This is a genomic window from Oceanobacillus iheyensis HTE831, from assembly GCF_000011245.1.
GTDB lineage: Bacteria > Bacillota > Bacilli > Bacillales > Amphibacillaceae > Oceanobacillus > Oceanobacillus iheyensis.
In genome coordinates, this window is record NC_004193.1 from 571,549 (window position 1) to 586,768 (window position 15,220).

The 15,220-nt window shown below is 35.3% G+C and carries 17 protein-coding genes; 8 read left to right on the forward strand and 9 right to left on the reverse strand.

Annotation, left to right across the window (positions count from 1 at the left end):
- Positions 1-52 precede the first annotated feature (52 nt).
- The 7 genes from OB_RS02915 (at position 53) to OB_RS02945 (ending at position 6,514) form a co-directional block, all read left to right on the forward strand.
- A complete protein-coding gene (locus tag OB_RS02915; RefSeq protein WP_011064941.1) occupies positions 53-508 on the forward strand; it encodes a DUF2188 domain-containing protein in 456 nt (151 codons plus the stop codon).
- A 234-nt stretch (positions 509-742) separates the two neighbouring features.
- Complete coding sequence (locus OB_RS02920; RefSeq protein WP_011064942.1) at positions 743-1,699, forward strand: ABC transporter permease; 957 nt, start codon at positions 743-745, stop codon at positions 1,697-1,699.
- The gene (locus OB_RS02925) at positions 1,686-2,642 is read left to right on the forward strand and encodes an iron chelate uptake ABC transporter family permease subunit (RefSeq protein ID WP_011064943.1); all 957 of its coding nucleotides are present in this window, start codon (positions 1,686-1,688) and stop codon (positions 2,640-2,642) included. Before OB_RS02920 ends, OB_RS02925 begins: the two co-directional genes overlap by 14 nt.
- Entirely contained in the window at positions 2,639-3,415 is a 777-nt protein-coding gene (locus OB_RS02930) for an iron ABC transporter ATP-binding protein (protein WP_011064944.1), read from the forward strand. Before OB_RS02925 ends, OB_RS02930 begins: the two co-directional genes overlap by 4 nt.
- 213 nt (positions 3,416-3,628) lie before the next feature.
- Entirely contained in the window at positions 3,629-4,657 is a 1,029-nt protein-coding gene (locus tag OB_RS02935) for a siderophore ABC transporter substrate-binding protein (RefSeq protein ID WP_011064945.1), read from the forward strand.
- A gap of 167 nt (positions 4,658-4,824) precedes the next feature.
- Entirely contained in the window at positions 4,825-5,541 is a 717-nt protein-coding gene (locus OB_RS02940) for a DsbA family oxidoreductase (RefSeq protein ID WP_011064946.1), read from the forward strand.
- 244 nt (positions 5,542-5,785) lie between these two features.
- A complete protein-coding gene (locus OB_RS02945; protein WP_011064947.1) occupies positions 5,786-6,514 on the forward strand; it encodes a SurA N-terminal domain-containing protein in 729 nt (242 codons plus the stop codon).
- A 251-nt stretch (positions 6,515-6,765) separates the two neighbouring features.
- Here OB_RS02945 and hisC read toward each other — a convergent pair whose 3' ends face one another.
- The 9 genes from hisC to hisZ are packed head-to-tail and all read right to left on the reverse strand — an operon-like array spanning position 6,766 to position 14,273.
- A complete protein-coding gene (gene hisC / locus OB_RS02950) occupies positions 6,766-7,830 on the reverse strand; it encodes a histidinol-phosphate transaminase (RefSeq protein WP_011064948.1) in 1,065 nt (354 codons plus the stop codon).
- Positions 7,823-8,470 carry a bifunctional phosphoribosyl-AMP cyclohydrolase/phosphoribosyl-ATP diphosphatase HisIE gene (hisIE, locus tag OB_RS02955; protein ID WP_011064949.1) on the reverse strand — a complete coding sequence of 216 codons (648 nt, stop codon included), beginning with the start codon at positions 8,468-8,470 and terminating at the stop codon, positions 7,823-7,825. Before hisIE ends, hisC begins: the two co-directional genes overlap by 8 nt.
- Positions 8,467-9,231: an imidazole glycerol phosphate synthase subunit HisF gene (gene hisF / locus OB_RS02960; protein WP_011064950.1), complete on the reverse strand. Its 765-nt coding sequence runs from the start codon at positions 9,229-9,231 to the stop codon at positions 8,467-8,469. The genes hisIE and hisF overlap by 4 nt, the downstream gene beginning before the upstream one ends.
- Positions 9,221-9,943: a 1-(5-phosphoribosyl)-5-[(5-phosphoribosylamino)methylideneamino]imidazole-4-carboxamide isomerase gene (hisA, locus tag OB_RS02965; RefSeq protein ID WP_011064951.1), complete on the reverse strand. Its 723-nt coding sequence runs from the start codon at positions 9,941-9,943 to the stop codon at positions 9,221-9,223. Before hisA ends, hisF begins: the two co-directional genes overlap by 11 nt.
- Complete coding sequence (gene hisH, locus OB_RS02970) at positions 9,940-10,545, reverse strand: imidazole glycerol phosphate synthase subunit HisH (protein ID WP_011064952.1); 606 nt, start codon at positions 10,543-10,545, stop codon at positions 9,940-9,942. The genes hisA and hisH overlap by 4 nt, the downstream gene beginning before the upstream one ends.
- 12 nt (positions 10,546-10,557) lie before the next feature.
- On the reverse strand, positions 10,558-11,142 hold the full coding sequence (gene hisB, locus OB_RS02975; protein WP_011064953.1) for an imidazoleglycerol-phosphate dehydratase HisB: 585 nt from the start codon (positions 11,140-11,142) through the stop codon (positions 10,558-10,560).
- Positions 11,135-12,418 (reverse strand): histidinol dehydrogenase, encoded by a 1,284-nt coding sequence (gene hisD / locus OB_RS02980; RefSeq protein ID WP_011064954.1) that lies wholly within the window; start codon positions 12,416-12,418, stop codon positions 11,135-11,137. The genes hisB and hisD overlap by 8 nt, the downstream gene beginning before the upstream one ends.
- 5 nt (positions 12,419-12,423) lie before the next feature.
- Positions 12,424-13,050, reverse strand: coding sequence for an ATP phosphoribosyltransferase (gene hisG, locus OB_RS02985; protein WP_011064955.1), 627 nt, complete (start codon positions 13,048-13,050; stop codon positions 12,424-12,426).
- A 5-nt stretch (positions 13,051-13,055) separates the two neighbouring features.
- Positions 13,056-14,273: an ATP phosphoribosyltransferase regulatory subunit gene (gene hisZ / locus OB_RS02990; RefSeq protein ID WP_011064956.1), complete on the reverse strand. Its 1,218-nt coding sequence runs from the start codon at positions 14,271-14,273 to the stop codon at positions 13,056-13,058.
- A 115-nt stretch (positions 14,274-14,388) separates the two neighbouring features.
- On the opposite strand from hisZ, the gene OB_RS02995 reads away from it, so the two are divergent.
- A complete protein-coding gene (locus OB_RS02995) occupies positions 14,389-15,192 on the forward strand; it encodes a histidinol-phosphatase (RefSeq protein WP_011064957.1) in 804 nt (267 codons plus the stop codon).
- Positions 15,193-15,220 lie beyond the last annotated feature (28 nt).

Sequence of the window (15,220 nt, forward strand, 5' to 3'; positions counted from 1 at the left end):
TCAAATACATAAGAATAGGGAATTCAATATAAAAAAGAAGGAGTGAAGATAGATGGTGTGGACAATGCAAGATTATCCCAGTTCTATGAAAAATCTGGATAAAGCGACAAGAAAAAAGGCAATTGATATTGCTAATTCTATGATTGATGATGGTTATAAGGAAGGTCAAGCAATTCCAATAGCGATTGAACAAGCGAAAGAGTGGAAGCAACATGCATCTCAAAGTGAAATTAACACTTACCAAAGCCAGGGTAGTCCAACTAAGCGATCCGAAGAAGGGAAACAATCTACAAGTAATCCTGAGCGATTGGAAGAAGGGGAAGAGGTTTATAAGCATGATGATGGTTGGGCAGTAGCTTCGGTAGGTTCTGATAGAGCAAGTGAAGTATTCTCGGTAAAAAAAGAAGCCATTGCTAGAGCAGTGGAAATTGCACGGAATAAAGGCACTTCACTAACCATTTATAAAGAGGACGGTACTAAGGAAGAAAAACGGTCTTATGCTGAGTAATAACAAAGGTAATAATTATTTGTACAGCTATAGCAGCAAAATAAAATTGACAGTAAGAGGATAGCGCAAGTTCCTTTTACTGTTTTTATATGGAAATCAATTCTAAATTTCTTGTGTATGGTAAGAAACTTAGGTTGATTTTACAAAAAGCCTTTTATATAATTGATATCGTACTTAATAATGATAATCATTTTCAATTGAGTCGAAAATAAACTAAGATATGAGGATTACGATATGAAGTTATGGATATTAATTATTATTACTGTAATCTTGTCATTTGTTTCTCTTTTCATAGGAGCAATTGATATCAAGGTAACGGATTTACTAGATTGGGAGTCTGATAAGACCCAAACATTCCTCATTAGTCGGGTACCTCGTTTAATGGCAATTATTTTGGCTGGTGCAGGAATGAGTATCGCAGGATTAATAATGCAATCGCTTAGTAGAAATAAATTTGTCTCACCAACTACTGCGGGTACTTTAGATGCAGCTAAACTTGGAATATTAATATCCATGTTGTTTTTTACAAATGTTACATACACACAACAAGTAGTTTTTAGTTTTGCGTTTGCCTTAATTGGAACGCTCGTCTTTATGCAAATATTAGATCGTATTAAATTTAAAGATGCAATATTTGTTCCGTTAATTGGTATCATGTATGGAAATATTTTATCTTCAATTACAACGTTTTTTGCATATGAAGCTGACCTGCTCCAAAATATATCATCTTGGTTAATGGGGAGTTTTACATTAGTCATTGCTGGTCGTTATGAGTTGTTATATGTAAGTGTTCCAGCTGTTATTTTGGCATATATATATGCGAATAAATTTACAGTTGCGGGCATGGGTGAAGAATTTGCAAAGAATTTAGGATTGAGTTATAAAGTTGTACTTAATATCGGACTTGTACTTGTCGCTATTATTGCAACAACTGTTGTACTTACTGTTGGTGTCATACCGTTTCTAGGATTAATTGTTCCAAATATTGTTTCTCTGTATTTAGGAGATAACTTAAGGAAAACAATTCCACATACAGCAGTAATGGGAGTGGTGTTCTTACTAGTATGCGATATTATAGGACGTATTGTAGTTCATCCGTTTGAGATCCCTGTAAACGTAACTGTAGCAGTTATCGGTAGTGCGATCTTCTTAATCATGTTATTTAGGGGGAGAGCATATGCGAAAAAATAGTACTAAGCTGATATTTTTAGCAGTAATAGGACTACTCTGTATTTTATTTTATGCTTTTTATGATATTAAGGGTGGCTTTGATTATGCTTTCCCTAGAAGAATGAATCGAGTTCTTGCAATGATAGTAACAGGTATTGCTATTTCTTATGCGACAGTTATTTTTCAAACGGTCACTCGAAATCGTATTCTAACACCATCGGTTATGGGGATAGATTCCATGTATGAAGTGGTTCAAACCTTAATCTATTTCTTTGCCGGTTCTATGTCGATGTGGGTCTTGAATAAATACTTGAATTTTGGGGCTGCATTACTCGCAATGGTTCTCTTTGCTTTCCTTTTATATCGCTTCTTATTCAGAGCAAATAAGCATCCAATATATTTATTATTATTAATAGGGATGATTATAGGAACCTTTTTAGGCAGTTTTGTAACATTCTTACAAGTGCTGATTGATCCAGTCGAATATTTAGGATTGCAATCATTATTATTTGCCAATTTTTCTAGAGTAAATGTTGAAATTTTATATATTGCTGTAGGAATACTAGTAATTTCATTTATATTTGGCTACTTTATGTTAAATAAACTAGATGTGATGTCACTAGGTCGAGAGAATTCTATCAATTTAGGTATTAAATATGATCGAATGGTGATGCAAGTATTGATTTTATCATCTATATTAATTGCCACATCAACTGCTTTAGTAGGTCCAATTACTTTCTTAGGATTAATCGTGGCGAACCTGGCTTATCAATACCTAGCATCATACAAACATACGGTATTAATTTTAGGGGCAAGTTTAATTAGTATAATCGCTCTTGTAGGTGGACAGTTTTTAGTTGAGCATATTTTTGAATTACGAACAACATTGAGTGTAATTATAAACTTTGTTGGTGGGATTTACTTTATTTACTTATTATTAAAAGAAAGTAGGTCGTCAAAATGATAGAGATGAGAGGTCTGACTAAGAAATTCGCAAAAAAGAAAGTTGTTGATGATGTATCAGTAACAATAAAGGCGGGGACAATTACTTCTTTTATTGGACCGAATGGAGCTGGTAAATCTACTTTATTATCTATGGTCAGTAGATTAATGGACTCTGACTCGGGTGAAGTATTATTGGATAAGAATGAAGTCAACAAATGGAAGTCCAATGAATTTGCGAAAAGAGTTGCTATATTGCGACAAGCAAATTTTATTAATGTTCGTCTAACCGTGCGTGAATTAGTGTCATTTGGTCGTTATCCATATTCGAAAGGTCGGTTAACGAGTGAAGATGAACAATACGTGGATCAAGCAATTAAATACATGAATTTAGCTGAAATGGAAGACAAATTTCTAGATGAGTTATCTGGCGGGCAAAAACAAAGAGCATTTATTGCCATGGTTATTGCACAAGATACAGATTATATTTTACTCGATGAACCATTAAATAATTTAGATATGAAACATTCCGTACAAATCATGAAGATCTTACGGAAACTAGTTGATGAATTAGGTAGAACGGTAGTAATTGTTTTACATGATATTAACTTCGCATCTGTCTACTCGGATCAAATTGTAGCGTTGAAAGACGGGAAACTTATAAAAAATGGACCAACTAATGAAATCATAAATTCCTCTGCTTTAAGAGAAATTTATGATATGGATATACCCATTCAAGAGCAAAATGGATGTCGTATTTGCGTTTACTTTAACTCACACACAGAAGTAAATTAAAACATCGTACCTAGAGATAAGTATTTAAGATTGAGCTTTTCTCTAGGTTTTTTATAAGTCAATAAATAATAATTGTGACAAAAAGTTAAAATAATATTACAAAGAAGTAATAATTATATTGACGGGAGTTCTAAAGGCGATTATACTAAGTGTAGTTATTGATAATGATTATCATTATCAATAAAATAATACATACATAGAGGAGAGAAGTACATGAAGAAATGGCAATTAGCTATCGCACTTATAGTTTTAGCTTTAGTATTAGCAGCATGTGGATCATCAGATGAAGGAAGTGCATCTGAAGAAACTACTGATAATAACGCATCAGAGGAAACTACAGAAGAGAATGAAAACGCTGCATATCCGATGACGGTTTCTCCAACTGTATCTACATCAGAAAGTAGAGATGGTACTACTAATAATTTTGATGATGTTGAGTTTAAATCTATGCCAGAAAACATTGTCGTATTTGATTATGGAATGTTAGATACATTAGATGCCCTAGGAGTAGAGGGTATTACAGGGGTGGCTAAAGATTCCACACTTCCAGAAAATCTTTCTAAATATGAGTCAGATGACTACACTAGTGTCGGAACATTAAAAGAACCTCGTCTTGAAGAAATCGCTGCATTAGAACCCGATGTAATCTTTATTTCAGGACGTCAATCAGCTTTTTATGATCAATTAAAAGAGATTACTCCGAACGTCATTTTTATCGGTACACAACAAGATGACTATTGGAATACATTCTTAAAATCTGTAGATATTGCAGCGAAGATCTTCGATAAAGAAGAAGAAGCTCAAGAATACCTGGATAAATATGATGCAGCTTTAGCAGAACTAGAGGAAGTAGCTGGCAATTATGAAACAAGCCTTGTAACAATGTACAATGAAGGAAATTTATCTGGTTTTGCTACAAATTCAAGATTCGGATACCTTTATGAATTATATGGGTTTGAGCCTGTAACGGAAGATATTGAATCCTCTTCTCACGGTTCTAACTTTGGTTTTGAAGCAATTCTTGATCTCGATCCACAAGTAGTATTCGTTATTGATCGTACTGCAGCAGTTGGTGGAGATTCCAATATTGAATCTGACCTAGAGAACGATATTATTAAACAAACTACAGCATATGAGAATGGAAATATTATTTACCTAGATGGACCACTATGGTACCTAGGCGGTGGCGGATTACAATCTGAACTAGATAAGATTGATGAAGTCCTTAATGAACTAAAATAATTGCTTATTACGTGTCCGAAGTTCATTCATATTATTTATGAATGAACTTCGGACTCTTTTTTTGTGTTTTTACATTTTTTGTATTGCTCGAGAATCTCATGAAGCAAGTAGTTTTTCCTTTTCTATACGGTTGTGCTACAATTACGTCTAGAAAAGGGGTGCTTTTGATGAAGATAGAAGTTTGGTCTGATTTTGTATGTCCATTTTGTTATATTGGAAAAAGAAGACTAGAAAAAGCATTAGATCATTTTGAACAAAGCAATGAAGTGACAATAGAGTATAAAAGCTATCAATTGGATCCAAATGCAAAGCATATTCCAGGGAAAAATTTCTATGATACATTTTCTGAATTAAAAGGAATGCCGCTTGATCAAGTGAAAAATATGAACCAACAAGTAAAGGAACAAGCTTCTGAGATTGGCTTAGATTATAACTTTGATGATATGAAATATTCAAATACATTTGATGCCCATCGTGTTGCAAAGCTTGCAACAAAACAAAATAAAGGGAAAGAAATAACAGAACGTTTCTTGCATGCTTATTTTACAGAATCAGAATTACTCAGTGATCACCAGACTTTAATAAGATTAGCTGAAGAAGTGGGATTAACACCTTCCGAAGTGGAAGAAGTGTTGAATACCGAAAAATTTACTAATCGAGTGAATGAAGATATTGATATAGCAAGACAAATTGGAGTCCAAGGGGTGCCTTTCTTCGTATTTAATGAAAAGTATGCAGTGTCCGGAGCACAGCCTGAAGAAGTATTTCATGAAGTACTTACCAAAGTGTGGGAAGAAGAGAAACAAAATCCCGTATTGAAGACAATCCACACTGGGAATAGTAAAACTTCTTTTTGTACAGATGAAGACTGTGGAGGGGAATAAAACTTTAACCCCTCCATAATTAAAAGGCTAAGTGATTGGGAGAAGAACGACTCACTCTACTAAATAGAATTTTGACTTTTTATCGTAAAAGTAAGTAAAATTTGTTATGGAACTGTAACCAAATGTTTGTTATCCCCGGTATAAGGCTCTTTTTATTTTAGGCAGATAATTCTGACAGTTGATAACGTAAATGATGTATGATTGAATGAAACCAGACTTACTTAAAGAAATGAGGGATGTAGCGATGAAAAAATGGACGCTATTGATAATATTAAGTTTAACCATGTTCCTAGTAGCATGTAGTGACGATGAAGAAGCAAGTAATGAACAAGCTAATCAAGATGAAAATCAAGAGCAACAAGATCAACAAGGTCAACAACAGGAACCTTTAGAAATTACAGATGAAGAAGTGGTTGATAAGAAAGAATCTGTTGTAGTTGTAAATGGTACAGAAGTAAATGGAACTACGTATAACGCTGCGTATTCTCTTGTAAAATCAATGATGCATCAATCTGGACAAGATACAAGTGATTTAGAAGCATTAAAGGATCAAACGGTTGATTTTCTTGTTGAACAAGAACTAATGCTTCAAGAAGCGAATAACGCTGGAATTGAAGTGACAGATAAAGAATTAGAAGAAGAATTAAAAGCTTATAAAGAAAGTGCAAATGAAGGACAATTTACTACGATGCTAGAGCAGTTAAACATGACAGAAGAAAACTTCAAGCATCAATTAAGATATGATTTAACTACGATGGAATATGTAGAACAAGAATTTGAAGTAGAAGTAACAGATAAAGAAGTAGAAGAACTATACAATCAAATGACAGAGCAAAGTGAAGGTGAAGCTCAAGAACTTTCTGAAGTGGAAGATCAAATCAGAGCTCAAATCGAACAACAAAAACAACAGCAACAATATGCTCAAAAAGTAGAAGAACTTAAAGAATCTGCAGAAATTGATAAAAAGATATAAGAAGACAAAGGCTTAAACGCCCGTTCAGCAATGAATAAACTGGAACACTTCGCAATGAGATAAAGGAAACACGGTGAGCTGGTAGCGATTTGATGTCAACTTATCGTAGTGGAGAATTGTGAAATTTACACGTTACTGGGCGCTTAAGCCGGACGTGGCTGGTTTATTATTTAGTTATTCACAGCACACAAATCTTACAATATCCTATCTATGAACAAAGGCCTATGCGCCCAATAAAACCATCGCCAACATTATGGCGATGGTTTTATTATGTGGTCAATTTTCTTTAAGAGTTTTTCTATTTGTGCTGGTGTTCCAATTGAAATACGCAAGAAATTTTCTAGTCCAGGTTTTTGAAAATACCTTACAAGAATTCCTTGTTTTTTTAACTCTTGATATAACACTTCAGCATTTACCTCTTTATGAGATACAAGCAAGAAATTAGCTTGGGATGGGAGAATATCAAAATGTCTAGTTTCTAATTGCTCTTTTAAATAGGATCTAGATTCAATAATTTTAGTAGTAGTTTGCAGGAAATAATCCTTATCTCTTATTGCCTCTATAGCACCTGCAATAGCTAATCGATCAACGGTATAAGAATTAAATGAATTTTTTATTCTTTCTAATCCAATTATTAATTCAGGATTACCGATAGCAAATCCAATACGCAGCCCTGCTAGTGATCGAGACTTTGACATGGTTTGAATAACAAGCAAATTTGGAAATGCTTCGACTAATGTTACTGCACTTTCCAATGCGAAATCGATATATGCTTCATCAATAATCACCACTTGGTTAGGATTATTTTCAAGTATGCGTTTAATTTGGTCTATCTCTAAGAAAATACCAGTCGGAGCATTAGGATTAGGGAAAATCACTCCACCTTCTGAATTATAAAAATGTTCTACAGGTATTGTATAGTCGTCATTTAACGGAATTACATCCGTAGATATATTAAATAACTTAGCATAAACTGGGTAGAAACTATAAGTGATTTCCGGATATTTAATCCTATTTCCCGGTTCAAAGAATGACATGAAACTGAAAGCAAGCACCTCGTCGGATCCATTTCCAATGAATATATGATCTTGACTTAGCCCATACATTTCTCCAATTTCGCTTCGTAATTCATCAACAGTTGGAGAGGGGTATAACCTCAAATTCTTTGATGCCTCGTCTATAGCCTGAATTACCTGGTTAGACGGGGGATACGGATTTTCATTTGTATTTAGTTTAATAATCGTATCATCATTCAATTGTTCTCCAGGAATGTATGGATCTACTTGTTTAGCTAAGGAGCTCCAGAATTTACTCACGTTGTTGGCCTTCTTTCTCGACGTGACGTTTATATAGCTCTTTTTTGATATCCTCTAACGTAACTCCTTGTTGTTCCATGAGTACTAGTGAGTGATACAGAAGATCTGATAACTCGCTTGTTAATTCTTGCTTATCTTCGTTTTTAGCAGCTATAACAACTTCCGTAGCTTCTTCCCCGATTTTCTTTAATATCTTATCTACTCCTTTTTCAAATAAATAAGAGGTGTATGCACCTTCAACTGGATGTTCATGACGTTCCTTAATTTTAGCTGACACTTGCGGAATAATTTGCAGCAACGCAACATCATTTTTATACAAATCTTCATAAAAGCAGCTTTCTTCTCCTGTATGACATGCTGGACCTTGTGCATCTACAAGGACAAGAACCGCATCTGCATCACAATCAAAGGATATTTGTTTTACTGTCTGCTTATTACCTGAGGTAGCCCCTTTATTCCAAAGCTCCTGTCTTTTTCTAGAGTAAAACCAGGTTTCGTTTGTTTCGATTGTTTTGGTGATAGAATCGCTATTCATATAAGCCAAGGTTAATACTTGGCCAGATTGATGATCCTGCACAATTGCTGGTATTAATCCTTTCTCGTCAAATTGTAAATGTTCAATGGAGATTGATTTGGTCATTTCGAATTCCTCCTTACTGAAATTTCCTGTTCGTTCAAATAGGTTTTAAGTGCAGGTATCTTAATTTCATCATAGTGAAAAACAGAAGCTGCTAGGGCGGCATCTATTTCATGTGAAAGTACATCTTTGAAATGTTGGATATTTCCAGCTCCGCCACTAGCGATTACTGGTATATTAACTGCTGTTGCTATAGCTGTTGTTAAGGGGAGATTATAGCCATTTTTTTCTCCATCTGCATCCATAGCATTTACCACGATTTCACCAGCACCATAAGATTCACCTTTTTTCGCCCATTCAATAGCATCAATTCCAGTATCCTTTCTCCCTCCATTGATAAAAACATTCCACTTTCCAACTGCGATCTCTTTTGCATCAATAGATAGGACCGTACACTGGCTTCCGAATTTTTGTGCTGATTCGAAAATAAGCTCAGGACGTTGAACAGCCGCACTGTTTATTGATACTTTATCAGCTCCAGACCGAAGAACTTGATGGATATCTTTAGTTGTACGGATTCCTCCACCTACCATAAAAGGGATAGCGATTTCTTTTGCTACCTTTTCAACAACATCTAAAAATATTCCCCGCTGCTCATTGGAAGCCGTAATATCATAGAAGACAAGTTCATCAGCACCTTCATCATTATAGCGTTTTGCTAATTCAACCGGATCAGCAACATCTTGGATATCTAAGAATTTCTTTCCCTTAACTACTCGCCCGTTATCAACATCGAGGCAAGGAATAATTCGTTTAGCGAGCATCCATTTCACCTTCCAATATATCTTGTAGTTTTATGGAACCGTCGTAAAGTGCTTTTCCGATAATTGCACCATAAAGATTCATCGTTTTAAGTTGTTGAACATCTTTTTCTGTAGTAACTCCCCCAGAAGCAATAATGTTCATGGTCGTAGCTTGTTGAACTGCATCTAGTTCTTGGAAGTTAGGGCCACTCATCATGCCGTCTTTTAAGATATCCGTATAAATAATGGTTTTTACTCCGATTGATTCTAACTGTTTGATAAAAGGGATTGCTTCTACCGTACTATTCTTTGTCCAGCCATCCGTTGCAATAAAACCATTTCTCGCATCAATCGATACTGCAATTTTCTCAGCGTAACTTTCAACGGCGGTTTGTAAAAAGACCGAATCTGTTATTGCTGCTGTTCCAAGAATCACTCGGCTTACACCTGCTTGGATATACTTATCAATGACTTCGAGGGACCGGATTCCGCCTCCTACTTGAATCGGAATAGAGAGTGCTTGAGCAACATCTTGAATAATGTTAATGTTATTCGATTCTCCTGACTTTGCTCCGTCCAAGTCAACAGTGTGTAAATACTCAGCACCGGAAGCTTCCCATTCTTTCGCCATTTCTACAGGAGAGTTGCTATATATAGTTTCTTGATTATAGTCACCTTGCCTTAAACGTACGCATTTCCCGTTTCGTATATCAATTGCTGGAAAGATAATCATCTAATCATCTCCTCATATCTTTTTAGTAATTCAATTCCAAACTCGCCGCTCTTCTCTGGATGAAATTGCATACCGGTTATATTCCCTTTTTGAACGATAGCTGGAATTAGCTGTCCATATTGAGAACTAGCAAGTAAAGTATTCTCCTCGAAAGAAGAAACTGCATAGGAGTGAACGAAATAGACATAAGGATTTTCTAACTTAGAATCAAATAGTGGCGAAGCTTGTTGAATGTCTAATGTATTCCAACCCATATGTGGTACTTTAACTTCACCAGAGATTCGTTTAATGGATCCTTTTAGCAGTCCTAATCCTTCCCAATCTCCGTTTTCAAGGCTTTGTTCATAAAAGAGTTGCATACCTAGGCAAATCCCTAATATTGGTTTTCCTTTTTGCGCTTCCTCTTGTATAACGGAATCTAATTGAAGCTGACGGATTGCTTCCATTGCATCTTTGAATGCTCCGACACCAGGTAAAATAATTGAATCTGCTTGTTTGATTTCTGCTGCTTCTGTTGTAACAATGGAATGTTTATTCAATTTATCTAATGCAAATTGAAGACTTTTTATATTTCCAGCGCCATAATCAATAATTGCAATCAATGCTATTGCCCCCTATAAACTTCCTTTTGTTGAAGGTATTCCTTTTTGGTTTAGGTCGATGGAACAACCTTGACGGATCACACGCCCGAATCCTTTAAATATCGATTCAATAATATGATGAGAATTAACTCCGTATAAAAGATTAATATGGAGTGTTACTTGAGCGTTGCTTGCAAAAGCTTGAAAAAATTCCTGAACTAACTCTGTATCAAAGGTACCTACTTTTTCTTTTAATCCTTCTACGTTGTAAACGAGGTAAGAACGTCCACTTATATCGAATGCAATCGAAGATAATGCTTCATCCATCGGGCTCATGACATTGGCATAGCGGGTAATTCCTTCTTTATTCCCTAAAGCTTCACGAAGTGTTTGACCGAGTACAATACCAATATCTTCTACAGTGTGATGCTGATCTACTTCTAAATCTCCGTCGCATGATAAGTCTAAATTTATACCACCGTGTTTCGCTAAAAGGGTTAGCATATGATCAAAGAAACCTATTCCTGTTTCGATAGTAGATGTTCCTTCTCCATCTAATTCTAGAGTTAAATGAACAGATGTCTCATTGGTTTTTCTGCTTAAAGATGCTTTACGCATTGTCATTCTCCTTTCGAATACGGATTGCATTTGCATGTGCTGTTAGGCCTTCCGCTTCTGCAAGTGTAATTATTGTATCTGCAGCTTCTGCTAATTTGTTTTTAGAGTATTGGATTAGACTCGTTTTTTTAACAAAATCATAGACTCCAAGTGGAGAAGAAAATTTAGCTGTGCCATTAGTGGGTAATGTATGACTTGGCCCGGCAAAATAATCACCTAATGGTTCGCTAGAATAATTGCCGATAAATATTGCACCGGCATGCTTAATTTTTGGGCAGAGTTGTTCTGAATCAATCGTCATTAATTGTAAATGTTCTGGTGCTAGTTGATTGATAGTGTTAATCGCTTCTTCATTGTTATCGCAAATGATGATCTTTCCATTTTGAGAAATAGAAGCTTCAATGATTTCTTTTCGTTCTAATAAAGGAATTTGACGATTTACTTCCTCCTGCAATAATTTCGCAAAGGAACGGTCAGTAGTAATACAAAGAGAAGATGCTTCTTCATCGTGTTCGGCTTGTGAAAGTAGATCTGCTGCAACATAGGGAACAGGAGCACTGGAATCTGCAAAAATACAAATCTCGCTAGGTCCGGCTATCATGTCAATCGCTATATCTCCAAATACCCATTTCTTTGCTCTGGTAACATATATATTACCTGGGCCGACAATTTTATCGACACTAGGAATCGTTTCAGTTCCGTAGGTAAGTGCTGCAATTGCTTGAGCTCCACCAACTTTATACACCTTAGTAACTCCCGCAATTTTTGCTGCAGCTAAAACTACTGGATCTATTTCTCCATTTTTATTAGGTGGAGAGGTAATGATAATCTCCTTCACTCCGGCGACCTTTGCTGGAATTGCATCCATTAATACCGTAGAAGGGTAGCTTGCTTTTCCACCAGGAATATAAATCCCTACACGATCAAGCGGGTTTACTTGTTGACCTAGTTTCACTCCTGTTTCTGGAGTAATTGACCAGTTGGATTCTAGCATTTCAGATTGATAGCGTTGGATATTTCCAGCTGCGGTCTCTAAAGCATCTAATAATGTAGAATCTACTTTTTTGATCGCTTGTTCCCATTCGTTACTCGTAACCTCAAATGAATTTAGATTAACTTGGTCAAATTGAAGCGTATAGTGTTTTAATGCTTCATCCCCTTGTATTTGGACTTGTTCAATAATGCGAAGTACATCTTGATCGACTTGTTTGTTCCGAATAGTAGAAGACTTTGTATCCTGTTGTTGCTTCCATTGATGTAAAGAAAGTATTTCCATGTTTTTCACCCCACTACTGTACTTAATCGATTAATGATGCTTTGTATTTCAGCAGAACGTGTTGCGAAGCTAGCTTTATTCACGATTGCTTTTGTACTAATTGTCTCAATATCTTCAAGAATTTCTAACCCATTTTCTCTTAATGTATTTCCTGTTTCGACAATGTCTACAATATAATCTGCCAGTCCGATTAGGGGAGCTAGTTCAACAGATCCATTTAGTTTTACGACATCTATCGATTGGTTTCTTTTACTAAAATATCGCTTAGCTACAATTGGATATTTTGTTGCAATAGTGATTTCATTATCGGAAGAAAGTGTTACTCCTTGCTTAGCTGCAATAGAGAACTTACATTTACCAATGCCAAGGTCAAGTAACTCGTAAACTTCTGCTTGGGATTCGATGATATTGTCTTTACCGACAATTCCGATATCAGCCGCACCTTTTTCAACGTAAATAGGTACATCCATTCCTTTTAGAAATATGACCCGTGCAGTACGATCTTCATTGTAAAATACAAGTTTTCTTGACGTTGCATCTAGTTCTTCAAATGTTAACCCTGCAGCTTGGAGTAACTTAATGGTTTGTTTCGCTGGTCTTCCTTTCGCTAGAGCAATGGTAACAGGTTGCATTATGTTCACCTCTTTTTTAATACATGTTGTAATGTTTGATCAATGGATGAAAATGTTGTTTGTATATCTGAACTCTTTAGTTGGTAACTATTTGAATCTACTAGTATGATGTTTGATGCTTTTATTTTGGACGATGATTCTGTTGGTTGTATAATGACTTTTTTATTTGCTTGACGGAGCCTTCTTGCTAGTAATAATGCATCTTGTCGGCAATTAGGTTGATACTCGATAAGGAAGTCTGCCTGTGTAATTAATGGTTGATCGCCTGGAGTAATCAAAGTTAATAACTTATCAATTTCAAAAGCAAACCCTACTGCTGGTATTTCGTTTTCAAACTGTGAACTGAGATGATCATAACGACCTCCCATTAAAATAGGTTGACCAATTTGTTCTGTGAAACCTTGAAAAATAATTCCAGAGTAATAATTCATATTATTAATTAATCCAAGATTAAACGATATATATTCTTCTATCTGATCGTCTTTTAATAGTGAATAGACATTGAATAATGTATCTACAACTTGTTGCATTGTTTCATTGGTTACTATTGCTTGAGCCCTTTTAATCACAGTCGAAGGATCACCGTACAACATGGGAATTAGCTCTATTTTTTGTTTTAAGTCTTGATCGATGGATAAGTGATCAAGAAAGCTAGATGTTTCTGATATATTTTTGGACTGAATTAACGCATGTAATGTTTGTTGCTCTTGATCCGTTAGATTTGCCTGTTCAAGCAATTCTTTATAGATACCAGAATGGCCAATTTCTATTTTAAAAGGAGCAATCTTCAAATCTTTAAGACTATCAATTGCAAGAGCGATCACTTCAGCATCGGCTTCTGGACTCTCATCTCCAAAGAATTCAACCCCTGCTTGTGTACGATACGCTTGTTGAGTTTCGTTAAACCGAAATATATCCAAACAATAGGAAAATCGTTGATAATGACTAGTCATATCTGTTTCAACATATTGACGTGTTATAGGTATGGTCACATCTGGTCTTAATACAAGTACTCTACCTGACGAATGAATTACTTTTACCATATCATCTTGTTGAACGGTTCCTTGTACATTGCTATACATATCATAATCTTCAAATAGAGGGGTTTCGATTTGGTCATATCCATACGTATAAAAACGATTTTGTATTTGTTTTATTACATTCGCTTTTTTTAGAAAATCTTCAGGAAAGGATGTTCGATTACGGAAATTGTAATTTATCATCATATCCTCCTTTTGCTATAATTTCTTTAGTATTTTACCGCTTTATCACTTTATCTAAGTAAAGTTATATAGTATTATATAAATAATCAGAAAAAATGTCAATGGAGGGTTAAAAATGTTTGATTTTCATATGCATAGTAATTTTTCCGCGGATGGAGATTTTGAAATGGAGGCAATGGTGCAATCTGCTATACAAAAAGGACTAAAAGAAATTTGCTTTACAGATCATTTAGATATAGATTATCCAGATAAAGATTGGGATTTTACATTTGACCCGGTTAGATACACAGAGACAATCGAACAATTACAAGAAAAGTATCAAAACAAAATAACCATCCTTAAGGGAGTAGAGGTTGGGGTGCAACCGCATGTATTACATGCGACAGCTGATTTTGTAAACAGCTTGCAGCCTGACTTTGTTATTTGTTCCATGCATGCAACGAGGGGTACAGACCTGCATTCTGGTGAATTTTTTCAAGAGAAATCAATAGAGACTGCTTTCCGGCAATATTTTGAAGAATTGTATGCGTGTATACAGAAATTTGATTCATACCAAGTATTGGGACATGTTGATTTGGTGAGACGATATGCAAAGCAGACAAGTAAGGATGAATGCTTCGACATTCTTGAATCCATTTTGAAGCTTGTAATTAATCAGCGTAAAGGTATTGAATTAAACACTTCAGGATTTAAGTATGGGTTAGAGGCAGGACTACCGAGTAAAGAAATTTTAGAACTGTATCATCAACTGGGAGGGGAGATACTAACTATTGGTTCGGATGCTCACCGTCCAAACGAAATATCACAAAGCTTCCGTCAATCATTAGAACTATTGCAATCCATTGGATTTAATTATATTACTTCGTTTGAAGAGCAAGTACCCAAGTTTACTTCTATTGAGAAAGTAAAAAATATCTAGAAAATAATCGTATTGGTGTTTGTGATTG